The organism is Paenibacillus sp. FSL W7-1287 (assembly GCF_038004245.1).
GTDB classification, from domain to species: Bacteria; Bacillota; Bacilli; order Paenibacillales; family Paenibacillaceae; genus Pristimantibacillus; species Pristimantibacillus camelliae.
This window is the reverse complement of the sequence record NZ_JBBORD010000001.1, coordinates 3,839,308-3,864,807: the sequence shown is the minus strand read 5'-3', so window position 1 is coordinate 3,864,807 and position 25,500 is coordinate 3,839,308. Positions and strand designations below refer to the sequence as shown.

27 protein-coding genes are annotated in these 25,500 nt (G+C 43.3%); 24 read left to right on the top strand and 3 right to left on the bottom strand.

Annotated features, from left to right (window positions below):
• Window positions 1-5: 5 nt before the first annotated feature.
• From NSQ99_RS17485 to NSQ99_RS17470, 4 genes are all read left to right on the top strand, one after another.
• Window positions 6-440: a PTS sugar transporter subunit IIA gene (locus NSQ99_RS17485; protein WP_251667658.1), complete on the top strand. Its 435-nt coding sequence runs from the start codon at window positions 6-8 to the stop codon at window positions 438-440.
• A gap of 1 nt (window position 441) precedes the next feature.
• Entirely contained in the window at window positions 442-1,590 is a 1,149-nt protein-coding gene (locus tag NSQ99_RS17480; protein ID WP_340838125.1) for a mannitol-1-phosphate 5-dehydrogenase, read from the top strand.
• A 22-nt stretch (window positions 1,591-1,612) separates the two neighbouring features.
• A complete protein-coding gene (ptsP, locus tag NSQ99_RS17475) occupies window positions 1,613-3,334 on the top strand; it encodes a phosphoenolpyruvate--protein phosphotransferase (protein WP_340838123.1) in 1,722 nt (573 codons plus the stop codon).
• 168 nt (window positions 3,335-3,502) lie between these two features.
• The gene (locus NSQ99_RS17470; RefSeq protein WP_340838122.1) at window positions 3,503-3,766 is read left to right on the top strand and encodes an HPr family phosphocarrier protein; all 264 of its coding nucleotides are present in this window, start codon (window positions 3,503-3,505) and stop codon (window positions 3,764-3,766) included.
• 152 nt (window positions 3,767-3,918) lie between these two features.
• On the opposite strand, the gene NSQ99_RS17465 is transcribed toward NSQ99_RS17470, so the two are convergent.
• The gene (locus NSQ99_RS17465; RefSeq protein WP_340838121.1) at window positions 3,919-4,374 is read right to left on the bottom strand and encodes an XF1762 family protein; all 456 of its coding nucleotides are present in this window, start codon (window positions 4,372-4,374) and stop codon (window positions 3,919-3,921) included.
• Between the two features lie 129 nt (window positions 4,375-4,503).
• Between NSQ99_RS17465 and NSQ99_RS17460 the strand changes: the two genes are divergently transcribed.
• Window positions 4,504-4,704, top strand: coding sequence for a hypothetical protein (locus NSQ99_RS17460; RefSeq protein WP_340838119.1), 201 nt, complete (start codon window positions 4,504-4,506; stop codon window positions 4,702-4,704).
• A gap of 698 nt (window positions 4,705-5,402) precedes the next feature.
• Here the strand turns inward: NSQ99_RS17460 and NSQ99_RS17455 are convergent.
• Window positions 5,403-6,239: a patatin-like phospholipase family protein gene (locus NSQ99_RS17455; protein ID WP_340838117.1), complete on the bottom strand. Its 837-nt coding sequence runs from the start codon at window positions 6,237-6,239 to the stop codon at window positions 5,403-5,405.
• A gap of 227 nt (window positions 6,240-6,466) precedes the next feature.
• Between NSQ99_RS17455 and NSQ99_RS17450 the strand changes: the two genes are divergently transcribed.
• The 10 genes from NSQ99_RS17450 to NSQ99_RS17405 all read left to right on the top strand — a co-directional run bounded on the left by NSQ99_RS17450 (window position 6,467) and on the right by NSQ99_RS17405 (window position 15,999).
• Window positions 6,467-6,844: a GntR family transcriptional regulator gene (locus NSQ99_RS17450; RefSeq protein WP_251667664.1), complete on the top strand. Its 378-nt coding sequence runs from the start codon at window positions 6,467-6,469 to the stop codon at window positions 6,842-6,844.
• A 61-nt stretch (window positions 6,845-6,905) separates the two neighbouring features.
• A complete protein-coding gene (locus tag NSQ99_RS17445; RefSeq protein ID WP_340838115.1) occupies window positions 6,906-7,694 on the top strand; it encodes a hypothetical protein in 789 nt (262 codons plus the stop codon).
• A 13-nt stretch (window positions 7,695-7,707) separates the two neighbouring features.
• Window positions 7,708-9,015 carry a hypothetical protein gene (locus NSQ99_RS17440; protein ID WP_340838114.1) on the top strand — a complete coding sequence of 436 codons (1,308 nt, stop codon included), beginning with the start codon at window positions 7,708-7,710 and terminating at the stop codon, window positions 9,013-9,015.
• Window positions 9,016-9,209: 194 nt separating this feature from the next.
• Window positions 9,210-10,499 carry a hypothetical protein gene (locus tag NSQ99_RS17435; protein ID WP_340838113.1) on the top strand — a complete coding sequence of 430 codons (1,290 nt, stop codon included), beginning with the start codon at window positions 9,210-9,212 and terminating at the stop codon, window positions 10,497-10,499.
• Between the two features lie 97 nt (window positions 10,500-10,596).
• On the top strand, window positions 10,597-11,298 hold the full coding sequence (locus NSQ99_RS17430) for an ABC transporter ATP-binding protein (RefSeq protein ID WP_340838111.1): 702 nt from the start codon (window positions 10,597-10,599) through the stop codon (window positions 11,296-11,298).
• Between the two features lie 174 nt (window positions 11,299-11,472).
• Complete coding sequence (locus tag NSQ99_RS17425) at window positions 11,473-12,444, top strand: ABC transporter substrate-binding protein (RefSeq protein ID WP_340838109.1); 972 nt, start codon at window positions 11,473-11,475, stop codon at window positions 12,442-12,444.
• 60 nt (window positions 12,445-12,504) lie between these two features.
• Window positions 12,505-13,506 carry a FecCD family ABC transporter permease gene (locus tag NSQ99_RS17420; protein WP_432806930.1) on the top strand — a complete coding sequence of 334 codons (1,002 nt, stop codon included), beginning with the start codon at window positions 12,505-12,507 and terminating at the stop codon, window positions 13,504-13,506.
• Window positions 13,503-14,537: a FecCD family ABC transporter permease gene (locus NSQ99_RS17415; protein WP_340838106.1), complete on the top strand. Its 1,035-nt coding sequence runs from the start codon at window positions 13,503-13,505 to the stop codon at window positions 14,535-14,537. The genes NSQ99_RS17420 and NSQ99_RS17415 overlap by 4 nt, the downstream gene beginning before the upstream one ends.
• 11 nt (window positions 14,538-14,548) lie before the next feature.
• Entirely contained in the window at window positions 14,549-15,349 is an 801-nt protein-coding gene (locus NSQ99_RS17410; RefSeq protein ID WP_445670529.1) for an ABC transporter ATP-binding protein, read from the top strand.
• Complete coding sequence (locus NSQ99_RS17405; RefSeq protein ID WP_340838104.1) at window positions 15,346-15,999, top strand: IucA/IucC family C-terminal-domain containing protein; 654 nt, start codon at window positions 15,346-15,348, stop codon at window positions 15,997-15,999. The genes NSQ99_RS17410 and NSQ99_RS17405 overlap by 4 nt, the downstream gene beginning before the upstream one ends.
• 56 nt (window positions 16,000-16,055) lie before the next feature.
• Here NSQ99_RS17405 and NSQ99_RS17400 read toward each other — a convergent pair whose 3' ends face one another.
• The gene (locus NSQ99_RS17400; RefSeq protein ID WP_251667672.1) at window positions 16,056-16,619 is read right to left on the bottom strand and encodes a GbsR/MarR family transcriptional regulator; all 564 of its coding nucleotides are present in this window, start codon (window positions 16,617-16,619) and stop codon (window positions 16,056-16,058) included.
• A gap of 238 nt (window positions 16,620-16,857) precedes the next feature.
• Between NSQ99_RS17400 and NSQ99_RS17395 the strand changes: the two genes are divergently transcribed.
• The 9 genes from NSQ99_RS17395 (at window position 16,858) to ectB (ending at window position 25,491) form a co-directional block, all read left to right on the top strand.
• Entirely contained in the window at window positions 16,858-18,057 is a 1,200-nt protein-coding gene (locus NSQ99_RS17395; RefSeq protein ID WP_340838103.1) for a quaternary amine ABC transporter ATP-binding protein, read from the top strand.
• Window positions 18,054-18,884 (top strand): ABC transporter permease, encoded by an 831-nt coding sequence (locus tag NSQ99_RS17390; protein WP_251667674.1) that lies wholly within the window; start codon window positions 18,054-18,056, stop codon window positions 18,882-18,884. The genes NSQ99_RS17395 and NSQ99_RS17390 overlap by 4 nt, the downstream gene beginning before the upstream one ends.
• Before the next feature lie 19 nt (window positions 18,885-18,903).
• A complete protein-coding gene (locus NSQ99_RS17385; protein WP_251667675.1) occupies window positions 18,904-19,788 on the top strand; it encodes a glycine betaine ABC transporter substrate-binding protein in 885 nt (294 codons plus the stop codon).
• A gap of 437 nt (window positions 19,789-20,225) precedes the next feature.
• The gene (ehuB, locus tag NSQ99_RS17380) at window positions 20,226-21,113 is read left to right on the top strand and encodes an ectoine/hydroxyectoine ABC transporter substrate-binding protein EhuB (RefSeq protein WP_340838101.1); all 888 of its coding nucleotides are present in this window, start codon (window positions 20,226-20,228) and stop codon (window positions 21,111-21,113) included.
• A complete protein-coding gene (ehuC, locus tag NSQ99_RS17375) occupies window positions 21,113-21,769 on the top strand; it encodes an ectoine/hydroxyectoine ABC transporter permease subunit EhuC (protein ID WP_251669039.1) in 657 nt (218 codons plus the stop codon). The genes ehuB and ehuC overlap by 1 nt, the downstream gene beginning before the upstream one ends.
• A gap of 2 nt (window positions 21,770-21,771) precedes the next feature.
• Window positions 21,772-22,446 (top strand): ectoine/hydroxyectoine ABC transporter permease subunit EhuD, encoded by a 675-nt coding sequence (gene ehuD, locus NSQ99_RS17370; protein WP_340838099.1) that lies wholly within the window; start codon window positions 21,772-21,774, stop codon window positions 22,444-22,446.
• A gap of 359 nt (window positions 22,447-22,805) precedes the next feature.
• Window positions 22,806-23,654: an ectoine/hydroxyectoine ABC transporter ATP-binding protein EhuA gene (ehuA, locus tag NSQ99_RS17365; RefSeq protein WP_340838825.1), complete on the top strand. Its 849-nt coding sequence runs from the start codon at window positions 22,806-22,808 to the stop codon at window positions 23,652-23,654.
• Window positions 23,651-24,187 carry a diaminobutyrate acetyltransferase gene (gene ectA, locus NSQ99_RS17360; RefSeq protein ID WP_340838098.1) on the top strand — a complete coding sequence of 179 codons (537 nt, stop codon included), beginning with the start codon at window positions 23,651-23,653 and terminating at the stop codon, window positions 24,185-24,187. Before ehuA ends, ectA begins: the two co-directional genes overlap by 4 nt.
• A complete protein-coding gene (ectB, locus tag NSQ99_RS17355) occupies window positions 24,184-25,491 on the top strand; it encodes a diaminobutyrate--2-oxoglutarate transaminase (RefSeq protein ID WP_340838097.1) in 1,308 nt (435 codons plus the stop codon). Before ectA ends, ectB begins: the two co-directional genes overlap by 4 nt.
• Window positions 25,492-25,500 lie beyond the last annotated feature (9 nt).

Below are 25,500 nucleotides of genomic sequence, written 5' to 3'. Positions count from 1 at the left end.
ATCAGATGAGTATACTATCTACTAATAAAGTGAAGCTAAATGCAAAGGTTAATGACAAATTTGAAGCGATTCGCATTGCGGGTGAGCTTCTAGTTCAAGCAGGGCATGCAGAAGCAAGCTATGTGGACAGCATGATTGAGCGTGAAAATACATTGTCTACTTATATGGGCGGTGGACTTGCGATTCCTCACGGAACGAATGAGGCGAAGGGCAAAATTAAGAGCACAGGCTTATCCATCGTACAAATTCCAGACGGCGTTGACTTTGGTGATGGAGAAATCGCACATGTTGTGATCGGTATCGCTGCAATTGGTGATGATCATATGGATATTTTAACGAGTGTAGCGATGGTTTGCTCAGACGATGAGAATTTGGAACGGATCATTAAAGCTGAGACAGCAGAGCAATTAATCGAAATCTTCGAAAGCGAGATGGAGTAATATGATTGCTTTACATTTTGGAGCTGGTAATATCGGGCGCGGCTTTATTGGCTTGTTGCTTTCGCAATCTGGCTATGAGGTCGTATTCTCCGATGTTAATCAGGATATTGTGCAAGAGCTGCAGAAGCGCGGACAATATACAGTCACGCTAGCGAATGAAACGCATGACCAGCTGCAGGTAACGGGTGTGACTGCGATCGATGGTACTGATCTGGAGAAGGTTGCGGAGACCGTGGCTAAAGCAGATCTCGTTACAACGGCGGTCGGCGTTAACATCCTGAAGCATATTGCAAAGGGTATTGCGCTTGGCATTGAGCGTCGTGTTGCACAGGGTGCGGCACCACTGCATGTCATTGCATGTGAAAATGCGATTGGCGGCAGCACACAGCTGAAGGAGCATGTATTCACTCATTTGCCAGAGGAAGTCAAAGCAAAGGCTGAGCAAATCGTAGCCTTTCCTGATGCTGCGGTAGATCGCATCGTTCCGATTCAGCATCACGAGGATCGCTTGGCCGTAACGGTTGAGCCGTTCCATGAATGGGTGATTGATGAGTCGGCAATGTTCGATGGCTATAAGGTCATTGATGGAGTGCATTATGTAACAAATTTGCAGCCTTTCATTGAACGCAAGCTGTTTACAGTGAACACAGGGCATGCTACAGCTGCTTATATTGGCAATCTTCATCGCTACGAAACGATTCAACAGGCGATGGCGGATGAGCAGGTTGTAAGCGAGGTAAAAGCGACGCTAGCAGAATCTGGCGGAGCCTTAATTGCACACTATCAGTTTAATCAAGCTGAGCATCAGCAATATATAGATACGATTATTGAGCGTTTCCGCAATACGGAGCTGACGGATGAGATCTCACGGGTTGGTCGTTCGCCGATTCGTAAGCTGTCTCCGAATGATCGCCTTGTGCGGCCAGCAATGCTTGCCCTAGAAGTTGGGATAGAGCCAAAGCATCTAGCCAACGTTATGGCAGCAGCGCTTCGCTTCGATGTTGCAGACGACCCGGAATCTGTAGAGCTGCAGCAATTGCTGAAGGCTATCGGTATTAATGAAACGTTAACGAAGGTAACATCTCTTAGTAAGGATCATCCTATTCATCGCATGGTGGTTGCAAGCTATGAGGCCTCGTCTGCAAAATAATCATTAGGATGGAGGATGAGTAATGAAATCTGAACATATTACAGGTGTGGCGGCATCTCCAGGAATTGCGATTGCGAAAGCATTCAAATTCACCAACACAGAGATCCGCCCAACGAAAACAACGATTACGGATACAGAAAAAGAGACAGATCGTTTTCGTGCAGCAGTAGAACAAGCGAAGCAAGACATTGAACAAATTCGTCAATTAACGGAGCAGCGTCTAGGAGCACAAAAGGCTGAAATATTCGAGGCGCATATTTTCCTGTTAATGGACCCTGATCTTATAGATAATACAATCGATAAAATCTCCGATGAGAAAATTAATGCAGAATATGCATTGCATGAAGTAGCTAGCCTTGTCATTGGCATGCTGCAGGAGATGGATAATGAGATGCTGCGTGAACGTGCAGCAGATGTTAAGGATGTTACGGGGCGAGTGATTGCTTACCTGACAGGCAAGCCTTACGCCACACTAACGGGAATATCGGAGGAAACGATCATTGTTGCCAATGATCTGACACCGTCAGATACAGCACAGCTTGATCTGAATTACATCCGTGGCTTTATTACGGAGATTGGCAGCCGTACGTCACATTCCGCTATTATGGCTCGCTCGCTAGAGCTGCCAGCAGTTGTAGGCACAGAGTCATTGCTTAATCGCGTCGAAAATGGTGCAACAATCATTATGGACGCAACGGAAGGTCGAATCATCATCGATCCAACGAATGAAGAGCTTTTTGAGTATGAAGAGAAAAAGCGCCAGTATGAGGAGCGTAGAGCACAATTAAAGCTGCTTGCCGAGCAGCCTTCAGTGTCTGCTGATGGCGTGCACGTAGAGCTTGCAGCTAATATTGGTAGTGTTGAAGATGTAGCGAAGGTGCTCGAGAATGGAGCCGACGGTATCGGTCTGTTCCGCACAGAGTTCATCTATATGGGACGCAAAAACTTCCCAACCGAGGAAGAGCAGGTTCAGATCTACAAGCATGTGTTAAGCAAATTAGAAGGCAAACGAGTCGTTATTCGTACGCTCGATATCGGCGGAGACAAGGAGCTTGACTACCTTGAGCTGCCGAAGGAAAGCAATCCGTTCCTAGGCTTGCGTGCGCTGCGGCTGTGCTTGTCACGCGAGGATATCTTCCGTACACAGCTTCGCGCCTTGCTGCGTGCTAGTACTGCAGGCAAGCTGAACATTATGTTCCCGATGATTGCTGTGTTAAGCGAGCTTCGTGAAGCGAAGCGAATCCTTGCTGAGGAAAAAGCGAAGCTTCTAGCAGAGGGAGTTGCGGTGTCGGAGGACATCGAGGTTGGAATGATGATCGAAATTCCAGCAGCAGCACTGAATGCAGATGCCTTTGCGAAGGAAGTAGACTTCTTCAGTATCGGTACGAACGACTTGATTCAATATACAATGGCAGCAGACCGTATGAATGAAGCGGTAGCTTATCTGTACCAGCCATATCATCCAAGCATTCTTCGTCTTGTGCAGATGGTCATTAAGGCAGCAGAGCGTGCTGGCAAATGGTCTGGTATGTGCGGCGAGATGGCAGGAGATCAGATTGCAATTCCATTGCTGCTTGGCCTAGGCTTGAATGAATTTAGCATGAGCGCAAGCTCAATTCTCCCTGCACGCGAGCAGATTGGTCAGCTGTCACAGCAGGACTGGAAGGCGATCGCCGAGGAAGCATTAACACTAGGTACGCAGGAAGAAGTAAAACAATTAGTGGAACAAAAGCTAGCTCGATAAAGCAGAGTTGATTAGTCACATAGATTGAGCTGATAGAGGTTAATCAATAAGGCTAAGTTGACCGTGGTAAGTTAATAAGTAAGAGTTAAACCGAGGTCCAGTCAGCAAGGTCGAGTTAGAGTTAGACTACATGTAGTCATAAAGATGTTATATAAAGGAGTGTTTCAAATGATCTCAGAAACATATACAATTATTCATCCACAGGGCTTTCACGCACGCCCTACGAAAATTTTCGTTCAAGCAGCATCGCAATATCCGTGCAAGGTTAACCTAATTAAAGGCGAAAAGAAAATCAACGGCAAAAGCTCATTGAGCATGCTAACTCTAGGTCTTTCCGCTGGTGATGAAGTAACGCTAGAGGTAGACGGCGAGCGCGAGGAAGAAGCACTAAAAGAACTAGGCGGCCTTCTAACTCAAATTTTTGAAGAGTAGTCCGCAACGATAGCTTAAGAAACAAAAGGAACAAGAAGTGATGATGACATCATCTCAGGCTTGTTCCTTTTTGTTTGCTTACTTCCCGTATTGACAGTTGTTATTCGACAGAATGTATTCTCTTTTGTTTTACATTTTCGTCGTACAATTCACTAACTGATTTCCCAAATTGCTTTATCTTCAGTTGGGCATCGCTCGGCTTTTACTCTAGGTCTTGAAGGTACATTCCAGCCTTTTTCTTTACCCTTAGTTGCGCCGATTACCTTCCAGCCCGATGCTTTTAAGCTTGTTCCCGTTTCAGACTTCAATGTATAAGTAATAAGCCTGTGATACCCCATTGCCCTTGCTGCTCTCCATGCAGCTGCGTAGAGCATAGAGTTAGCATTCCTATGACCTTCAAGTACACAGCAGCGCGTGACTTCTAGTGTCCATCCATCATCATTGTGCCTAGCCACTGGACGACCAACTATCACAACACCTATCACATTCTCACCATTACTAAGACCAATCGAAAACTTATGCCCTTGCGGAGCTACATTGTGCCTATGATGTTCATTTACGAATGCTTGAGCTTCTTTTAAGGACAATGGTTGTAAAGTGTACTTCACGCTCATCCCTCCTTCCAGCAGTTTATGGATCGTATGTCCAGTAGCACCTCGACATATATCTATACTCAGACTCATATGGACAACTCTAAGTAATAAAGGTAAAATAAGGTATTAATGGAGGTGATTTAGTTGAAAAATCAAATACTTGTACAACAAATGTTTGAAGACTTTGAATTAGGGCCTGAAGAAAATCTTGCAGAGGTCATATCTGACAGACTTAATGCTAATCAAAGACTTACACATGGCAACTTACTCTGCATACATCAAGTAATACATCAGGCACCTAATAAATACGTCATTATCATCAATGAGCTTAAAACTACTGAGTAACAAACTCTGCGCCATAAATTGGCGCTTTTTCATTTCATGGAATGATTAAATGCTTAAATTTATCAGATAAACATTCATCTTTCTTTGCGCTAATTCAATTCACATATTGCACCTTATGAATCAACGGCGCACCTTTGCGTGCATTAATTTGTGTTAACATTAGTAAAAAGGAGTGTGATTATAAAATGAAATTGTCGTTTAAGGATAGAGTGACATCCCCTTACTTTATTGCCTACGCTTTAATAGGAATATTTTTAGCTCTATTGTTTTGGCTAACAGATTCCCCTGGTGGAGAAGGGTGGAAGTTTTTAATCATACTGTTTTACATCCCATTGGGTTCAGGGATTGCCCACATGTTAACCTTGAAAAGAGTTCAGAATAAAGGAAAAGAATAACTATATTATTTATCTTGTTCTCTTACTACATAGTTTGAGTCAACTAGCATTCGCCTTGCTGTGCAGTTTTATTCTAGACTCATCGCCTAAGGAGCAATAATCGTTTCTTCCTCCCCAAAATCCTTCACTTCTTCAAGTATGCGAGCTACACGTGTAATGGTTGCTTCAAAGCTTCATTTATTGTTAAGGCACGGTTGTCTGAATTGCCTATCCGAGTGTAACGCAAAATAGGCAGCCCGAAGGCTGCCTAGGTACGATCAATTTTCTCTTTTTGACGCTATTTTTGTGCTCCGAATCTCACATTTACTGAAACAAGGCTCGGATGTGATCGATCTTCTCCTCAGCTAGCTGGTATCCGTGCTCGCAGCTTTGCTTCAGCTTGCTATAGTCCTTCTCAAAGCTCTCGAGCTTATATTGAGGCCTTATGATGACTGCTTTGCCTTCCGCCTCAAGCTGCTCACAAAAAGCGACCGTTTCATTATAGATGTTATGGCGAGTAATTAGCAGCTCAGCAAGCTTTGGGTACTTGCGGTTCAGCAGCTTGGCAGCTACACCATTAGCCCTGCTGTATGTTTTCGTATAGCCCTTGGGCTGTGTAAGCACGATAAGATGCTTGTCATGACCGTCTTCTATTGCTTTACGAATCGGAATTGGATCACTAATTCCACCATCGTAGTAACTGCTGCCGTTGATCTCAATGGCGGGAAAGTAAAGCGGGATCGCACAGGAGGCGCGCAGCATCGTCCAAGCTCGATCAGCCTTCATTCCATCCATATATTCGGTTAAGCCAGTATGTGCATTCGTTACACCGACAAGCACTTGTCCGTCATAGCTTTGGTACGTATCTATATCGAATGGAATATGCTTATTCGGTATCTCATCAAATACGAAGTCAAGGCCGAACAAGCTGCGATTACGTAAATAATTGCGAAATCCTAAATAGCGCGGATCATTACGGAACTGCTCCATAATTTGCAGGTTGCGCTGCTTCTGCTTAGATATATAAGAAACACCATTGCTAATTCCAGCTGAAACACCAATAACATATGGGAACATGATGTCATGATCAAGTAAAGCATCCATTACTCCCGAGCTGAAGATTGGGCGTAACGTACCGCCCTCTAAAATTAAACTAGGCATGTTGCATAAACCCCTTTCCTACTTCAAGCATAACATGTTTTGGGACGAGCAAGTAAGAGGCTCAAATCTATTTGTACGCAAGGGAATCCACAAAGCAATTAACATTCTTTATTAGGAAAAGGATAAAATTGATAGAAATATTTAGCTCTCAGATTTTATGGTAGTTATTGACAAAATAGTTGTATTAGTAGCATAATACAGTTATGACAGGAGGCAGGTGAGCGTTTTTGCTTAATTTTTATGAGCTGCAACTAAACAACAAAGAACCGGTATACGTGCAGCTAGCTTTATATGTAAAACGTCAAATCCTGCTCGGGCAAGCATCTACGGGTGATCGACTGCCATCAAGAAGAGAAATTGCCGCTCAGCTGCATATCAATCCCAATACGGTACAAAAGGCGTTCAGGCTAATGGAGGATGAGGGCTATGTGCGCACGAGCAGTACGCAAGGGAGCATCCTATATGTAGATGAAGCAATCCGTACCTCTATTGAGGATGAGATGATGCGCGGGATGGTCAGTGAGTTTATTGGATCAGCGAAGGAAGTGAATTTATCCTTCAAGAAGGTCGTTGATCTAATTAGTGAGCTATGGGATGAGTCGTGAATGAACAATGGGGAGTCATGCATACATTGTACTATGCCTATAATACAATCGAGGTGATAAGGTGAGGCAGTTTTATCGATTAATGAATGCACAGTTCAGTGAGCTCGTCATCAGTGTATTGTCGCTATGCGTAACGCTGATCGCCGCTTCGTGGCTGCTCGTGCTTTATAAGATTAAAGACTATAACCAATATGCTGTACATGAACGATTCGAGGATATATACGCAACTTCTGGATTGCCTATCGTATTTCTAATCTGTGTACTAGCGGTCATTGCTTTATTTGTTAAGTCATTTTATTCGTCCTACTGGGGCAGTAAGAGCATTTACACATTGATGACGCTGCCTGTGAAGCGAGAACTTGTTTACTTAAGCAAGCTATGCTCGTTTGCAATTAGTATGCTCATGCTTTTATGTGCTCAGCTTCTTGGTTTTATATTAGCGTACAATTACATGGCATTCAAAATTGCGAGCTACAGCAATGGAGAATTTGAAGTAACGAACGGGCTGTTTCTTGCCTTTATTCGGTCTGATTTTATGCGTCTGCTGTGGCCTTATGGCTTCGCAAATGTGCTCTCGACAGTAAGTATCTTTATTGTCATCATTACGTGGGTATATCACTTAGTGCTATGTGAAAGAAGTCAGCGCAGATTGGGAGGGGCCTTAATTGCAGCAGTGTTTTGGCCAATATATCTCGTAGTAACGATGAGGCTAGATGCCTTTAGTAGCCAAGGTTCTTTTAATAGCTACGATTCATCCAAATTAATATTGTACAGCGCCATTCTACTCGTCATAAGCGTAATTTGTGTATGGCATAGTATCGTGCTGCTAAGAAAGGGTGCAACGACGTAAGGAGGGAAGCGTGATGAAAAGGTTAAGATGGTCAACGTTAAAGCGTCATATCGCGCTCACGCTTACAATCGTAGCTGCCGTATTAATAATTGCAGCACTCGTTCTAGTTCGAGGAGCGAAGGAGCATGGAACGTATGAGATTGCCCATCTGTATGGTGATCCTTCGGTTATGGAAGGGATAACGATAAGCGGTGCTGTTCAAGATGAAAATCATAGAACAAGCTTTGCGTGGCTAGATGATCATGTAGACACTAAGACAGAAGTGTTTGCTAAACCTCAGCGAAATTGGACTTATCATTATTATTCGGATATGTATCAGCGAATTAACGACTACTATTATACCGTGAATCTCAACTCATATAAGGGATTAAAGATAGAACGCATTAGTCTCCAACACAATAGGTGGGAACGTTCGGAATATATGGAAGTGGAACTGCCAATGGCGAGACTATTTAATAAAGAAAGATATACCTCTGAAGAAAAGAAGAAGCTAAGCTACGGCTTAGCAGAGGTTGAGGGAGAATTATATATTACCCTCGTAACCACGACAGGATATGAAGGGGTAAATTGGATATTCAAGCTTAATTCTGATAAATGGTATAAGCAATTATATCCAAATGCTTCGTTTGAACCTACTCAAATTATGAGCTATAGATCTGATCGTAATGATATTGAGAATACTACGCAAACGGCTGTACTTGGCTTAGAAGCGGTTGGTGACAGTCTTGCCTTAATTTTAGTGCGAGACGATAAACTCGTCATTGAAGGCTATCGTACTGATGGTGAGAAGCTGGGTGAGACAGCAGTAACCCCATTCATATTCGAAGAAATCAATAATGAGCTTGCAGATGGAGACAATTATGCTCGTTATGGGGTTGAGTATGAGGCTTATCGTGATGCAGAGAATGGGATGCTTACCTTAAGTTTTCTTAACCAGCAATCGCAACGTACTGCTGTTACCGTACAATGCACGGAGGATGGAATTAAGCTTATAGACGTAACAGAATTAAAAAAAGTAGATAAATTGCTGCGAGGTTATAGTGAATCTCTATATGATGAGCGAATTATAGCCTATAAGGCAGGGAAGCTTTATGAGGCGGGAGTATATCGTGAAATCAATCAGTCAGATAACAATGTTTGGTATAGGTTATTACCGATTCGTCTTCTTGTTCATGTATATGAGCGAGGCGAGCTGGTGTACGCCGGCGAGTTGATGACTGATGTCAATGATGATCTCGTTCGGATTAAGAATCATAGTATGCATAATCTCAACTATAGTGATGCGGAGTATCGCAACTTCTTTGACCTTCATATTGATTGACTGTTTGGCTCTAATTATTTGATTGTGACTGGTTGATTATCGATGATTAATTGATCTAATTGACTAGAGTAAGCCCAAAGCAAGCCCAAAGCAAGATACTTATAAGTAAAAGGTATCTTAGTAAAACGTATTCTGAGTAAAACATATGTCGAGATAAAGCGCATCGTGAACGATGCAAGTGAGGGGGAAGCGTGATGAAAAAATTAAGATGGTCAGCATTAAAGCGTCATATCGCGCTCCCGCTTGCCATCGTAGCTGCGGTTTTAATAATTGCAGCACTCGTCCAAGTTCGAGGAATGGAGGATCAAGGAACGTATGAGATTGCCCACCTTTACGGAGATCCATCCGTTATGAAAGGGATCAATATAAGCGGTGCGATTCAAGATGCTAATCATAGAACAAGCTTTATGTGGCGCCATGATCAGAATCACGTCGACACTAAAACTGAAGTCTTTGTTAATCAACAGAAGGATCGGGTTTATCGGTATTTTCGAGGAATGTTCCATCCTATTAACGATTACTATTATTATGTTAATGAATTCAAAGATTTAGGTTTTTTTGTAGATCGAGGTACGATTACTGACGGCAATTGGAAAGGGCATGACTCGATAAACCTTGATATTACTGTTAAACCTTTAGTTAAGAAAGATAATAATATCGAAAGGCTTTATGTCGATAGAAATAATGGGTTGACGGAGACTGAGGGGGATATTTATTTTACGCTAGCATCAACCTCGGAATATAAAGGGATGAACGGCATTTATAAACTGAACTTTGATCAACGGGAAGAAGAAACAGCCCCCATAATGACGTTTAGCCTCGACAATACTACGGAAGAGGATGGACCACGAACAGCAGTGCTTGGATTGGAGTCCGTTAATGATGCACTCGCACTCCTATTAGTCAAGGATGATAAGTTAGTCATTGAAGGGTATCGGACGGACGGTGCTAAGCTTGGGGAGGTTGTAGTGGCTCCTTTTCTATTTCAGCATATTAATGCTGAGCTTGCAGATGATGCTAGTCTAGCACGCTATGAAGTGACCTATGAAGCGTATAGCCAAGAAGAAACTGGAGTGCTTAGCTTAAGCTTTAACAGTAACCAATCTCATCGAACCATCGTGACTTTACAGCGCTCTGAAGAAGGTTTCCAGCTTGTAGACATCACGGAAATTGATAAAGAAGATGAGCTTCTTCGTGAGCGTAGTTATAACGAATTTGGTGAGCGTTTTATAACGTATAGAGACGGAAGGCTATACTACGTCGGAGTTTTCCATGAATTTCTCGATAATGAAGGCAATGCTTTAGATCCAATGTCACCGATTCGAATACTCGTACATGTGTATGAGCAAGGGAATATCGTGTATACAGGCGAGCTTATAACCGACATAAACGATGATTTGCTTCGAGTTAGTCCGTATGATTTATCTAATTACAATTATGATCGGGCGGAATACCGCAACGTATATGATCTGTATATTCATTAAAATACCCTATAAGAGCGTGCGAGGTGCTCAATGGAGTTAAGCTAAGCCTGTACAGTAAAATAGGTCACCGTCCGTTGCTTGTTAGGAGGTAGAAATAATGATTGAACTAAAGTTTCTAGAGAGAGCCGCGCTGAAAATTCAAGACATTACGCTGCGCGCAGGTGAAGTAACAGCAATTGTAGGTGCGAATGGAAGCGGGAAGACATCGCTGCTTAAGATGATTATGGGACTTAGTGAGATAGGGAGCTATGGTCAGGTTCTTATTGATGGAAAGCCAGTGCAGCAGCAATACGAGCTGCTTTCATTCATTACGGAGGAAGGCAGCTATATCCCCTATATGACCGTCGAGCAGTACGGTGCATTTCTTGCAGATTATTTTCCTAAATTCAATCGTGCGCGCTATGTGCAGCTGCTTCATTATTTCGATCTATATCCAAGTGATCGAATAAAGATAATGTCCACCGGTCAAAAGGCGAAGCTCGAAATATGTGCAGGCTTTTCTAAAGGTGCGAAGTATATATTGATGGACGAACCGTTTAATGGCAAGGATATGTTCACGCGTCGCGACTTCTTGAAGCTGATGATCTCTAGCATGAAGGAGGATGAAGCGATTATCGTGACGACGCATATGATCGATGAGATTGAAAATGTTATCGATCGCGCGATTGTGATGCATAATGGACGAATTAAGGCCGATGTGATGATTGACGAGCTGCGCGAGGAAGGGCTGACACTGCCACAGCTCATGGCGGAAAAGGCAAGGTACAATCCGAAGGAGCATAGTAAGTTAATTGATTAAAACTGACACAATGATGAAGAGAAGCAGCATGCAGCTGCTTCTCTTTTTGTTCTTGGCAAGTCATAGAATTTATTACGTTTGAGAATAATTCTCAAAAAAGTGTTGCCAAAATTTACACTTTGTACTACAATCCTAATTGAAAATGAATATCATTATTGATTGGGAGAGAAGAGAATGAAGAACATGCTTTGGTCTACTATAGTAGTCGTTGCGGCAGTTGTAGCGGCTCTTACTGCTTGCAGCAAATCCAGTAACGAAGGGGCTCAAGTAGTCACATCCAATACAACCAGTGAGAATTCCACAAAGGTTGAAATTTCTCATGTATTAGGCACGACGACGATTGAAGGAAAGCCTCAACGAATCGTAACCCTCTTTCAAGGGGCAACAGATACATTACTCCAATTCGGTGTCACTCCAGTAGGTGTGGTCGAATCTTGGGCACAGCAGCCAATGTATGATTATCTAAAGGATGACTTGCAAGACGTGACCTATGTTGGGCTGGAGACTCAACCGAATCTCGAAGAAATATCTGCACTGAAGCCAGATCTTATTATTGCGACCCAGGTTCGTCATGAGGAAATCTATGATCAGCTGTCCCAAATCGCGCCAACGGTTGTAAGCACCATTCTTTACGATATTCGTGAGACGACGTCGTTGATTGGTCAGGCTATTGGTGAAGAAGATAAAGCAAAAGCATTAATCACGGATTGGGAAGGGCGAGTTAGCGACTTTAATTCCAAAATATCTAAAGTAGAAGGCTGGCCAATGAGTGTTTCGGTGATTAACTTTCGTGAGGATCACGCAAGAATTTACGTGACAGGCTTTGCTGGCTCAATATTAAATGAGCTAGGCTTTAGAGGGCCGAAGAACTTAGAGGGTGATGATCTGGAGATCGTAAGACTAACCGATAAGGAAAGCATTCCAAACATGAATGCCGACGTTTCGTTCCAATTTTTCGAGGATAATGAAGCGGTTAATAAAACCTACGAGGAATGGACATCACATCCGCTTTTCCAAAATCTAGACTCGACCAAATCGAACCAACAGTTCAGAGTCGACGAGATTACATGGAACTTTGCAGGTGGCTTGAAGTCTGCACATCTGATGCTTGATGATCTATATGAGCATTTCAAAATCGAACAGTAGGGTGGATAAGGGGAATCATTAAGCTTCCCCTTTTTCTATGGAAGAAGAGGGTAGGTTATGCTGCAAACAACATTTGTTAAATCCATCGGTTTATGTGTGCTCTTTGTTCTCGTAGCGTGTCTAATCTATTGTAGTTTAGCGATGGGGCAGCTATCGATATCATTTAGAGCGGTATGGGACGTTATGAATCATTACAACGCAGAGGACACGGAGCATTTAGTTATTGCAACGAGTCGTTTCGCAAGAGCCATGATCGCGTTAGTGCTTGGCATGACCTTGGCCGTTGCAGGAGTGCTTGTGCAGGCATTGACTAGAAATCCAATTGCTGCACCTGATTTGGTGGGAGTAAATGCAGGAGCTATTTTCTTTATTGTGCTCGCAATCACTTGGCTGAATATACAATCGTTAGCTGGTTATATGTGGTTTGGTTTTCTTGGCGCTGCACTTTCGGGGACGGCTGTTTTTTTGCTAAGCAGCTGGGGAAGAGATGGTCTTACGCCAATCAAAATTATATTAGCAGGTACCGCACTTTCAGCTCTTTTTATTTCATTCACACAAGGGTTATTAGTCATTGATGAACAGTCAATTCAGACCGTGCTGTTCTGGATAGCGGGCTCAATTGCAGGGCGAGATTTAGAGATGCTGTTATCTGTGCTGCCGATCTTATGTGCTGCTCTTTTTATAAGCTTATTGCTTGGCAAATCCATGAATGTATTCAGCTCAGGCGATGATATCGCTAAAGGACTCGGTCAGCGAGTCGGGCTGTTAAAAATATTGATGGGCATATTGATCGTCATTCTAGCAGGCGGATCGATCGCCATCGCAGGATCAATCGGCTTTATCGGGCTAATTATCCCACACGTATCGAAAAAGCTGGTGGGCACCGACTATCGTTGGGTCATTCCTTATGCAGCTTTATTAGGTTCCCTACTATTATTATGTGCTGATATTGCAGCTAGGTTTATCATTATGCCACAGGAGGTACCTATTGGAGTGATGACGGCCATTATAGGTGGACCTTTCTTCGTATATCTTGTGAAGAGAGGGGTGTCTAAACGATGAAAGCTTGGACGATCCGACTTTTTCAAGGAAAGGTATCCCTTCAGCTATCGATGAGATGGCTAGTTGCTCTATTCATCCTAAGCCTCGTGCTCGTTGGGCTTTTTATTATTGCGCTGGCAGCCGGCAGCAATTGGATTCCATTGCATGAAGTCATCTTACAATTGACAGGTTACATAGATACTCATAGCTTTGTAATCGAAACGCTTCGCTTGCCTCGTATTCTATTAGCTATCTTAGTGGGATCAAGTCTAGGAGTCGCCGGACTTATATTACAAGCGATCGTACGGAATCCGCTTGCGTCTCCCGACATTATAGGGATTACAAGTGGAGCATCCTTTGGTGCAGTAACGTTTATTACGTTAGGAACAGGCATCGTAAGCATGCAGCTTCTACCTATCGCTGCGATTGCTGGAGGCTTGTGCACCGCACTGCTTATTTATATTATTTCTTGGAATAAAGGCGTAACTCCGATTCGGCTCGTGTTAATAGGTATTGGCATCGCAGCGATATTAAAGGCCGGAATCTCATTTATGATTGTGTTTAGTAATGCCGTAGTTACGACAAAAGCGTACATATGGTTAACGGGAAGCTTATATGCTGCAAGCTGGAGCGATGTATCCGCTATGCTGCTATGGATGCTGATCCCAGTTCCGATATTGCTTGTTCTAGGCAGAAGCATGAATGTATCAGAGCTAGGGGATGATGCTGCAGTGAATGCGGGGATTCGTGTGCAGAGTCAGCGCTTCGTATTTCTGATGTGCAGCGTCATACTTGCGGGAACTGCAGCTGCCTATGCCGGCGGAATTGAATTTGTAGGGCTAATGGCTCCGCATATCGCCAAGCGTCTTACCGTTAGAGCGTTTAATCGTTTAATTCCTTTAACGGCTCTGATCGGAGCAATCTTAGTGCTGGTTGCAGACATTATCGCAAGAACGATGTTTTTGCCGAGGGATATTCCAGCTGGTGTATTTACTGCCGCAATCGGAGCACCGTTTTTCATATATTTACTGTTTCACAATAGAAATCGCTAGGAGAGATCACGATGATTGGATTACAATTACAAACTGAGCAATTAACGCTTAACTATGGCGAACAGCACATTATTGACAATTTAAGCTTCGAAATCCCTCTCCACAAAATTACGGTGCTCGTTGGTGCGAATGGAAGTGGAAAGTCTACATTGCTCCGATCGATGGCGCGGCTTTTAAAGCCGAGCTCCGGTCATGTATTGCTTGACGATCAATCTCTTCAAAGCATCTCTACCAAAGAAATAGCGAAAAAATTAGCGATTTTGCCGCAGGGACCTATTGCTCCAGAAGGATTGACCGTACAGCAGCTAGTTAAGCAAGGGCGTTATCCTCATCAACGTTGGTATCAGCAATGGTCGGAGGAGGATGAGCACATCGTAGAGCAGGCGATGTCAGCAACTCAGCTGCTTCTATTTAAAGACAGACCATTGGAGCAATTATCTGGAGGACAAAGACAGCGAGCATGGATTGCGATGACGTTAGCTCAAGAGACACCAATTCTGCTATTAGATGAACCGACCACGTATCTGGATATGGCACATCAAATTGAATTGCTTGATTTTTTGTTTGAGTTAAATCGTACGAAACAGCGTACCATCGTCATGGTGCTGCACGATTTGAATTTAGCTTGTCGTTACGCGGACCATCTTGTCGCCATCCATAATAAAACGATTGCAACGCAAGGGAAGCCCGAGCATATCGTTACTTCGGAAATGGTGCAGGAGGTATTCGGAATGGCTGCCATTATCCATGAAGATCCTTTTTTTGGAACACCGTTATGTATACCTAAAGGGAAGGGAAGACGTATTAAATGAGCCTAGAGCATTATGGGATAAGGGTGCGACAAGCCGAAGCGGGAATTCCATTAGACCAGCTGCTGGATAAGGAACGATTAACATCTATTATCCGCCATTATGCCCAGCGTATACATACCGACGATATGACGATTGCGGGCTCTTTATTTATGAAGCGATACGCTGTACTCACAGCAGCAGCAGCGGTTTACTATTACGATCTTCAAGAAGAAAAGATGGATTGGTGGACGTCTGCACAGTTTGATGCGGAACATTTCACTTTGCTTATCGATGAGTCAATCAGTGAGCTTGTCGACGACAGCTGGCGCGCGAGGATATTCAGGGAGCATTTAACGCCAATGCTTGAATTGATAGCTAAAGAATGTAAAATCAATGAGCGGATTCTATGGGAGAACATCGCTGTTCGAATAAATTCTGTTTTTCGGGAATATGAGCATACGATGTCAAGCAAGCTATTGGATCAAACCTACAGCGTACTAACAAGTAAGCCGTGTAATTGGCTCGGAAGAGAACAGAATCCTTTTGCTGCTAGTATTCACCGAACATTTAATGATAAAGCGAATCCGAAACGGAAAACATGCTGCCGTTATTATCAGATAAGCACCTCCACGGAAACTCCATATTGCTATGTATGCCCACTCTGGAAGTGAAAGAGCATCGAAGCAAACATACAAAAAAGGGAAGCCTTCGGGGCTTCCCTTTTTTCTTATAAATCTTCTTCCTTCGGGATGAATTTAAAGATTTCACCAGATTCCAGCGAATCAATCAGACGTTCCAGCCATTTGTAGTAGCTTACGGCTTCACGTATCTTCTGTTCATCCTCCGACAATATAGCTTGAAACTCTGCATCTTCAGGATATTGCTGCTTAAGCTCCTCGATTTCCTTCAAGGTGCGCTTCATTGCACTTTTATTCTGCTCAACAGCCTTCATCCATTTGATTGCAAAGTAATCTGCGAAATTTTGATGAAAATCAGGCTCGACCATATAAAGATCTTTCCGTGATCCTTTGCTCCAAACCTTGCTTATCATTTTTAGATCGTGTAATGTGCGCATCCCCGTACTCATGGAGGTTTTACTCATCCCCATCGTCTGACTCATCTCATCTAAAGTAACAGGATGCTGATTAAAAAACATATGACCATATAAATGACCAATCGATAAGGTAACACCGTATAAGTCCATGTTCTTACCAATTGACTCAATTACCCGTTTACGTGTACTTTGCAATTTTCCGATTTGCTCCTCGGACAATGCTGCAAGTCTGTTCATGTCCTTCCTCCTAGGAGAAATATCTCCTTCACATTCTATATTAAGTATTGTAAACAATAGTGCGTAAAGATGTAAAGAAACTGATTGGATTGAAAAAGGGAGGAATACAGAGCATACTGGATGTAAAGTACGTAAAGTTAAAACTGTACAAACTATACAACTTCTCACGCCTTTTGACCTTCTTTGATGAATGTCGGTACACTATTAAGGTCGAAAAGATTCAAAAAGGAGGCATCGTATGGCGATCTTAGAAGCCAAAAGGCTAACTAAAATATTTGGATCCGATCCGAAAAAAGTCATTCCATTATTGGATAAGGGATTGTCAAAAGAAAAAATACTGGCAGAAACAAATATGACTGTCGGTGTAAATCAAGCTGATTTCGCTATAGAAGAAGGACAAATATTCGTCATTATGGGTTTATCAGGTAGTGGTAAATCAACACTTGTTAGACTTCTTAATCGGTTGATTGAACCAACATTAGGTGAGGTTCTGTTTAGAGGAAAAGATATTCTAAGTATGTCTGCAGAAGAACTGCGTCAATTTAGAAGAAAAAATGTTGGCATGGTGTTTCAGAAATTCGCACTATTCCCACATCGTACCGTTATTCAAAATATCGAATTTGGTCTTGAGGTTCAAGGGATTAACAAAAAAGAGCGTCGCGAAATGGCGATGCAGGCATTAGAGCTCGTTGGACTTAAGGGCTGGGAAAACAGCTACCCTGACCAACTAAGTGGTGGTATGCAGCAGCGTGTCGGTCTAGCAAGAGGTCTTGCGAATGATCCTGACGTATTGCTTATGGACGAAGCCTTTAGTGCGCTCGATCCGCTTATTCGTAAGGATATGCAGGATGAGTTAGTTGAGCTTCAAGCGAAAATGAAGAAAACGATCGTATTTATTACGCACGATCTGAATGAAGCACTGCGTATCGGCGACAAGATCGCACTGATGCGTGACGGTAGTATCGTACAGATCGGTACGCCAGAAGAAATTTTAATGCAGCCTGCCAATAAATATGTAGAACGATTTGTTGAGGATGTAGATTTATCTAAAGTACTGACAGCTTCACACGTGATGATTAAGCCGGAGACCATTACACTAGAGCGTGGTCCGCGTGTTGCACTTCAGCTAATGAGAAGCCGCGGTATTTCGAACCTGTATGTTGTTGATAAAAGCATGAAACTGCTCGGTGTTATTACGGCAGAGGATGCGGCTGAAGCAATTAAAACAGGTCAAAGTCTTGAAGAGGTAATGCTTAAAGATGTTCCTACACTTTCTCCGGATACTGTCATTAATGAAATCTTCGATACGATTAGTAATACGAAGGTTCCCATTTCTATTATTGATGACAACGGAAGATTGAAGGGGATTGTTGTTAGAGGTGCGGTGCTTGCTGCCTTGTCAGGAAACAACGATTTAGAGGCAGGTGATAGCGTATGAATTTACCCAAAATCCCGCTAGCAGAATGGATTGAATGGATTGAGGATTGGTTAAAGCTGAATTTTGATCCGGTTTTCAAATTTATTAAAAGTACAATTGAAGGCATGGTCAACGGCTTAGAGTTTGTATTATTAGGCGTTCCTGCATTAGCGCTCATCGTTATATTCGCGGCGATCGCATGGTATCTAGGTAAATGGAGAATGGGTGTCTTCACGCTTGTAGGACTATTCATTATTCAGAACTTAGGTTTATGGGACAAAACCATGCTTACGCTAGCATTGGTATTAACGGCTACGATTATTTCCGTTGTTTTCGGTGTACCAATCGGAATATTGTCTGCGCGTAGTGACCGCTTGCAAAAAGTTATACAACCTATACTAGATTTCATGCAGACGATGCCAGCATTCGTATACCTTCTCCCGACGGTAACGTTCTTCTCACTAGGGGTTGTACCTGGTGTCATATCGTCGATCATATTCGCAATTCCACCTACGATAAGGCTTACGAATCTTGGTATCCGCCAGGTTCCGTCAGAGTTGATTGAGGCTGCGGACGCATTTGGCTCAACGCCAGGTCAGAAATTGATTAAATTACAGCTCCCACTAGCTGTACCGACGATTATGGCAGGTATTAACCAGACGATTATGCTTGCATTATCTATGGTCGTTATCTCGTCCATGATCGGAGCTCAAGGTGTTGGTGCCGATGTATATCGTGCGGTAACGCAAAACAAAACAGGGGTTGGCTTTGAGGCTGGTCTTGCCATCGTTATACTAGCGATTATCTTGGACAGACTGGCTCAAAATATAGTAAAAAAATCTAAATAAATCAGGAGAGTGATTAAGAATGAAGAAGAAATGGTTAAAACTAATCACGGCAGCACTAGCTGTTATGGTGATTGCAGCTGGATGTTCTAATTCATCAAATGGTGGCAATAGCTCTACAAACGAGAAGAAGGAAATCACGCTTGCATACGTAGCGTGGGATTCTGAGATTGCAAGTACGAATGTTGTGAAAGAAGTATTTGAAGAGCGTCTTGGCTATAAAGTAAATATGCTTCAAGTTGATGCAGGCCCGATGTTCGCAGGCTTGGCAGATGGCAGTGCTGATGCTATTCTTGCGGCTTGGCTACCAGGAACTCATGCTTCTTATATGACTGAATATGGTGACAGATTCGAGGATCTAGGTCCTAACCTTGATGGAGCGAAAATTGGTATGGTTGTACCAACGTATATGGACATTAACAGCATTGAGGATTTAAACTCAGTTGGTGAGTCCTTAAACTATACAATTACTGGTATTGAGCCAGGTGCTGGTATTATGGAAGCAACGAATAATGCGCTAGACGAGTACGAATTGCGTGATCAATGGACATTGCTTGAGAGCTCATCTGCAGCTATGACACAAGAGCTATCGAATGCTTATGACAAGCAAGAGCCGATTGTTGTAACAGGCTGGACTCCTCACTGGAAGTTCGCTAAGATGGACCTTAAATATCTAGAGGATCCGAAGGGTGTATATGGTGCTGAAGAACAGATTCACACGATGGTACGTGATGGTCTAAGTGAAGATCAGCCTGAAGCTTATGCATTCCTTGATAAATTTTACTGGTCCCCAGACGATATGGCTGAAGTTATGATTCAAATTCAGGACGGTAAATCTCCTGAAGAAGCAGCTAAAGCTTGGGTTGAAGCTAATGCAGATAAAGTAGATGCTTGGTTGGCTGAATAATAGAAAATTATATAATATTACTTGGTTAGTTCACGGAGTAATATTGCTTAAAAGCAGAGTCGTATGATACGGCTCTGCTTTTTTTGTATGAGCAATATAGTAGAACGGAAATTCGACATATCCATGGCATGATGATTAAATTGTCGATTTTCGTTGTTTTTGGGCTAAAAACCTTCATATTCCTTCGATTTATAATAATAAATTAATCTTATCTGAAATTCTCTAACGCTCACTATATAGGAAGAGATTTTTCTGTAAAACGTTTCCTATAGCATTTGGGAGGATATGGCAGGAATTAACTGGATCGTTCAGGTCATCTCGGCTCTTGCAAGCTAAGCGTAGGTTAACCATGGATATGGGATTTTACCGAGGGTGAGGCAAATGGGGAGGTATGTTAACCTAATAACCGTATTCAAAATTAGAAGGGAGCTTGATGAATGAAAAGTTTAAAGCACATTGGACTTTGCTTGGTGCTGATTTGCGTATTAGTTGGCTGCAGCAGCAACAGCAATACGAACAATGGCAAGCAAGCAGAGGCATCAGAGACGACATTAGCTAAGGCGCAACGGGAGGGGTTCATTACAGTTGGCTTCGCCAATGAGATGCCGTATGCATATGCAACACCCGATGGGAAATTGACAGGCGCATCCGTAGAGGTTGCACGTGCGATATTAACAGAGCTTGGCATTGAACAAATGGATGGCGTACTTACAGAATTCGGTTCACTCATTCCAGGCCTGAATGCTAAACGATTCGACTTAGTTACTGCTGGGATGTTTATTACGAAGGAAAGAGCAGAACAAGTTGACTTTGCCAATCCGGAGTACAGTATCGGTGAAGCGATTGCGGTAAAGAAAGGGAATCCGCTAGACCTTCATAGCTACGAAGACATCAAGAACAATGCAGAAGCGAAAGTAGCCGTGATGGTTGGTGCGATCGAGGTTGATTATCTGAAAGGTGTAGGCGTTGCTGAATCGCAAATCGTTACCGTACCTGATCAGCCTTCTGCGATATCGGCGCTTCAGTCCGGTCGTGTAGATGCTATAACAATGACAGGACCTTCGCTCCAAGCAGTTCTTGACTCTGCACAGGACAGCGACATCGAACGTGTGATGGACTTTGAACAGCCAGTTATTGATGGTGTTAGTGTTCGAGGTTACGGCGGGGCAGTATTCAGACAAGACGATGATGAGTTCCGAGAAGCCTTTAACGCAGAGCTAGAGAAGCTTAAGGAATCTGGAAAGCTGCTAGAAATTTTAATGTCGTTCGGATTTACAGAACAAGAGCTGCCAGGTGAGATGACAGCGGAAGAGCTGTTGCAATAATGGATGTGTTCTCATTCGAGCTATTACCTCCACTGCTTAAAGGGCTGAAGGTAACGATGCTTCTAACATTGTACAGTACGATCGTAGCCTTATGTGTTGCATTTTTAGCTGGCTTTGCCCGATTATCAGAAAATAAGCTAGTACGAGGTATTGCAACGGTATATGTGGAGGTGTTTCGCGGAACATCTTTGCTAGTTCAGCTGTTTTGGATGTACTTCGCTTTACCGATGCTGCTTGATATACGATTGTCGGCAATGACCACAGCAGTTATAGCGATAAGCTTAAATTATGCTGCCTACGGCTCCGAGGTTGTGAGAAGTACGATACTCGCAGTACCTAAAGGACAAGTAGAAGCCTGTATCGCACTTAACTTAACGAGATTCCAGCGCATGACAAGAGTTATTATTCCGCAAGCCTGGTCGATGATGCTGCCAAGCTTCGGGAATCTGCAGATCGAGCTGCTGAAGGGGACCTCGCTTGTCTCACTCATTACGCTAGCCGATCTTACCTACCAAGGCATGATGCTACGCTCGTTTAGCATCTCACAGACGACGGCGATCTTTGCATGGATCCTTATTCTATACTACGTTGCTGCTTCAATTCTGACGTATCTAATTAGACTAGCTGAACGCAGAGCAGCGGTAGGGAGGGGATAAACATGTGGGATTGGCATTATGTGTGGGAGATACTCCCTAAGCTATTAACCGTCGTTCCAATTACGATAGCCGTTACATTGGCTGGCTTTATCATCGCAAGTCTACTGGGGATGCCGCTGGCACTAGCTAGAAGATCGAGAAGTCGATGGATCTCATTGCCAATTACAGCGATTGCTGATTTCATAAGAAAGACTCCGCTCATTATTCAGCTCTATGTCATCGTATTTGTTTTCCCCGAGATGATCGGAGTAACCTTGTCACCGTTCATTGCAGGAGTTATCGGATTAGGTATTCATTACAGTACGTATATGTCTGAGGTTTATCGATCTGGCATCGAGGCAGTTCCCAAGGGACAATGGGAGGCTTCAACTGCGCTAAACTTTAGCAAAGCAAAAACATGGTTTCGCATCATACTTCCTCAATCTATACCACCAACGATACCGGTGATGGGGAATTATCTCATCGTCATGTTCAAGGAAACCCCCGTGTTATCAGCCATTACACTCGTTGAACTACTTATGACAGCTAAGGAATTAGGTTCATCCTCCTTTAGATACCTTGAAGAGTTTACGCTGGTAGGGATCATATTCTTTGCACTTAGCTATCCATCCGCGCTGCTCGTGCGGGCTTTAGAGAAACGAATGCAAGGAAGGGAAAGGAGTGCAGCAACAAAATGAGTCAGAATATTTCGACAAATCATCATGCTGAAGCTACAGATTCAACAACTTCAACGGAACATACAACAACTGAGCATATGACAACGGATCATGCAACTACGAATTATGCAACAACTGATCATATCACAACGGATCATGACGCAACTGAACTTACCACAACAGATCATGCAACAACGGATCATACCGCAACAGATCATGTGTCCGAAAATAATCGTTCACCCATTAAAGATACAACCGAAAGTACATCTCAAGCTGCAGCCGTTCGAAGTAGAACCGAAAGTCCATCTCAAGTTGCAGCCAATATGAATACAACAGAAAGTACACCCCAAGCTACACCTGTTCAAGCTTCACCAGATCAAATGAATGACAACTCTTCAGATACATCACTAGTGCAGCCTATTGTCCGCTATCGTAACGTTACGAAAGCATTTGGCGATCATGTTGTACTAAAGGAATTGAACCTAGACATTATGCCTGGTGAAAAAATCGCTCTTATCGGTCCGAGTGGTTCTGGTAAAACGACCATTGCTCGTTTATTGATGACGCTGGAACGACCAACCTCAGGAACGATCGAGGTTAACGGCGAAATGCTGTGGCATATGAAGCATAAAGGAAAGCTAGTTGCAGCCAGTGAAAAGCATCTGCATCGGATGCGGGGCAGTATCGGGATGGTATTCCAGCACTTTAATCTATTTCCGCATATGACCATATTGCAAAACGTAATGGAGGGCTTAGTTCAAGTGCGTAAAATGCCCAAAGCACAGGCAGAGGAGCGAGCGCTCGAGCTATTAAGTCAAGTTGGTCTACAAGAGCATACGAAGCATTATCCCGCTCAGCTGTCTGGCGGCCAAAAACAAAGGGTAGCCATCGCAAGAGCGCTTGTGATGCAGCCACAAATTTTGCTGTTTGATGAAGTCACCTCTGCACTAGATCCTGAGCTTGTTGGTGAAGTGCTTGATGTAATAAAAGGAATTGCAGCGAAAAAAGATACAGCGATGATGTTGATTACCCATGAGATGGACTTCGCAAGAGATATTGCAGATCGCGTCCTGTTCACAGATGGAGGAGTCATCGTTGAAGAAGGTCCTCCTGAGCAAATTTTTGGGAATCCGCAAAGCCCAAGACTGCAAAGCTTCTTAACGCGTTTTCTTAGTGATCGGCAGTATCAGCTGGCCGAAGAGCATGTAGCTACAGGTGTAGAATCATGAAGCAAATGATAAGCAGTCTACTTCGGTACCGAACGCCTAGCAAACGTGATGGTGCAAAGCTATGGAAGCTAGTGAAAGACAGCGGCAAGCTTGATGTTAATAGTCCATACTTTTATATAACGATGAGTCATTGGTTCTCTAACAGCTGTATGATCGTAGAGGACATCAACAATGATCGAATAATCGGAGCCATTGTAGGCTTCAGACAACCTGAACACCGCAATCGACTTTTTATTTGGCAAATAACAGTTCACGAGGATTATAGAGGGCAAGGGATTGCGTTAAAGCTATTGGATGAACTAGCAAGTCAATCTGGTACGGAGTATGTCGAGGCAACGATCTCTCCATCTAACGCAGCATCCCGTCGTTTATTTGAAAAGTGGTCAGCTATGATAAAGGCAGACATGATAAAAAGTGAAAGTGAAGGCTTTGGTATAGAGTTGTTTCCCGAGCAAGCGCATGAACAGGAGGACTTATATATAATCGGTCCCCTGAAAAATATAGAGAGCAAAAAGGAGAGAAACGATAGATGACAAATTTTAACGTTCAAAACAACGACCTGCACGTTTTTGAATCACTAGAATCAGAGGTTAGAAGCTATTGTCGCTCGTTTCCAACAAAGTTTCAAAAAGCATCTGGCTACCAATTATGGGATGCCAATGGTCGATGCTATACTGATTTTTTCGCTGGCGCCGGAGCTTTGAATTACGGGCACAACGAGCCTCGTATGAAGGAGCAGCTGCTTCAATATTTAACTGGCGATGGCGTAACGCATAGCTTAGATATGGCAACAGAGGCAAAAGAAAAGTTCTTATCTGCCTTCCACGATATTATTCTGAAGCCGAGAAAGTTGAAGTATAAGGTGATGTTTCCAGGACCAACGGGTACCAATTCTGTAGAAAGTGCATTGAAGCTTGCAAGAAAGATTACTGGACGAGAGACAATCATGAGCTTCACAAACGCATTTCATGGGATGACGCTTGGAGCGTTGGCGGTTACTGGTAACAAATTCAAGCGTAATGGCGCGGGTGTTCCGCTAAATCATACCGTATCGATGCCATATGATGGCTATATGGGTAAGGATATCGATTCGTTGCAATTTATCGAAAATTATTTACAGGATAGCGGAAGTGGCATGTCACTGCCAGCAGCTGTGATCGTGGAGACGATTCAAGGCGAAGGCGGCATCAATGTGGCGAGCACGGAATGGCTGCAGGGGCTGGAGCGCTTATGCCGAAGCTATGGCATGCTGCTAATCGTCGATGATGTGCAGATGGGCTGCGGCAGAACCGGAACGTTCTTTAGCTTTGAACGCAGCGGCATCGAGCCGGATATTGTATGTATGTCCAAATCCATAAGCGGCTATGGTCTGCCGATGGCGATTACGCTATTGAAGCCTGAGCTTGATGAGTGGACCCCTGGAGAGCATAACGGTACCTTCCGAGGCAACAATCTTGCATTCATCACGGCAACAGAGGCACTGCAATATTGGAAAACAGACAAATTTTCAACAGAAATCGCTGTAAAGGCAGAGAAGGTAGCGCAAGCTTTAGCAAGGTTGGTCAAGAAGTATCCCGAGCTTAAGGGCGAGTACAGAGGTCTTGGCTTGATGCAGGGCATCGCGCTAGAGCCAGGTATTGCTGATCAGCTCTCGAAGCTAGCTTTCGAAAGAGGATTGATCATGGAAACCTCTGGAACAGACAGTGAGGTAATTAAAATTATGCCGCCATTAACGATCGACATATCAGCATTAGAAGCAGGTCTGCAAATTTTAGACGAATGTATGCAAGAGGTATTAGTTGAAGCAAACAATGAAGCACAGGTTGTAAATAGCTAACTTGGGATG

What these genes read in the sequence shown, in the direction of transcription:
- NSQ99_RS17485 (WP_251667658.1), top strand. Translation starts at nt 6, where the DNA reads ATGAGTATACTATCTACTAATAAAGTGAAGCTAAATGCAAAGGTTAAT.
- NSQ99_RS17480 (WP_340838125.1), top strand. Translation starts at nt 442, where the DNA reads ATGATTGCTTTACATTTTGGAGCTGGTAATATCGGGCGCGGCTTTATT.
- ptsP (WP_340838123.1), top strand. Translation starts at nt 1,613, where the DNA reads ATGAAATCTGAACATATTACAGGTGTGGCGGCATCTCCAGGAATTGCG.
- NSQ99_RS17470 (WP_340838122.1), top strand. Translation starts at nt 3,503, where the DNA reads ATGATCTCAGAAACATATACAATTATTCATCCACAGGGCTTTCACGCA.
- NSQ99_RS17455 (WP_340838117.1), bottom strand. Translation starts at nt 6,239, where the DNA reads ATGCCTAGTTTAATTTTAGAGGGCGGTACGTTACGCCCAATCTTCAGC.
- NSQ99_RS17440 (WP_340838114.1), top strand. Translation starts at nt 7,708, where the DNA reads ATGAAAAGGTTAAGATGGTCAACGTTAAAGCGTCATATCGCGCTCACG.
- NSQ99_RS17435 (WP_340838113.1), top strand. Translation starts at nt 9,210, where the DNA reads ATGAAAAAATTAAGATGGTCAGCATTAAAGCGTCATATCGCGCTCCCG.
- NSQ99_RS17430 (WP_340838111.1), top strand. Translation starts at nt 10,597, where the DNA reads ATGATTGAACTAAAGTTTCTAGAGAGAGCCGCGCTGAAAATTCAAGAC.
- NSQ99_RS17425 (WP_340838109.1), top strand. Translation starts at nt 11,473, where the DNA reads ATGAAGAACATGCTTTGGTCTACTATAGTAGTCGTTGCGGCAGTTGTA.
- NSQ99_RS17415 (WP_340838106.1), top strand. Translation starts at nt 13,503, where the DNA reads ATGAAAGCTTGGACGATCCGACTTTTTCAAGGAAAGGTATCCCTTCAG.
- NSQ99_RS17410 (WP_445670529.1), top strand. Translation starts at nt 14,549, where the DNA reads ATGATTGGATTACAATTACAAACTGAGCAATTAACGCTTAACTATGGC.
- NSQ99_RS17405 (WP_340838104.1), top strand. Translation starts at nt 15,346, where the DNA reads ATGAGCCTAGAGCATTATGGGATAAGGGTGCGACAAGCCGAAGCGGGA.
- NSQ99_RS17400 (WP_251667672.1), bottom strand. Translation starts at nt 16,619, where the DNA reads ATGAACAGACTTGCAGCATTGTCCGAGGAGCAAATCGGAAAATTGCAA.
- NSQ99_RS17395 (WP_340838103.1), top strand. Translation starts at nt 16,858, where the DNA reads ATGGCGATCTTAGAAGCCAAAAGGCTAACTAAAATATTTGGATCCGAT.
- NSQ99_RS17390 (WP_251667674.1), top strand. Translation starts at nt 18,054, where the DNA reads ATGAATTTACCCAAAATCCCGCTAGCAGAATGGATTGAATGGATTGAG.
- NSQ99_RS17385 (WP_251667675.1), top strand. Translation starts at nt 18,904, where the DNA reads ATGAAGAAGAAATGGTTAAAACTAATCACGGCAGCACTAGCTGTTATG.
- ehuB (WP_340838101.1), top strand. Translation starts at nt 20,226, where the DNA reads ATGAAAAGTTTAAAGCACATTGGACTTTGCTTGGTGCTGATTTGCGTA.
- ehuC (WP_251669039.1), top strand. Translation starts at nt 21,113, where the DNA reads ATGGATGTGTTCTCATTCGAGCTATTACCTCCACTGCTTAAAGGGCTG.
- ehuD (WP_340838099.1), top strand. Translation starts at nt 21,772, where the DNA reads ATGTGGGATTGGCATTATGTGTGGGAGATACTCCCTAAGCTATTAACC.
- ehuA (WP_340838825.1), top strand. Translation starts at nt 22,806, where the DNA reads ATGAATGACAACTCTTCAGATACATCACTAGTGCAGCCTATTGTCCGC.
- ectA (WP_340838098.1), top strand. Translation starts at nt 23,651, where the DNA reads ATGAAGCAAATGATAAGCAGTCTACTTCGGTACCGAACGCCTAGCAAA.
- ectB (WP_340838097.1), top strand. Translation starts at nt 24,184, where the DNA reads ATGACAAATTTTAACGTTCAAAACAACGACCTGCACGTTTTTGAATCA.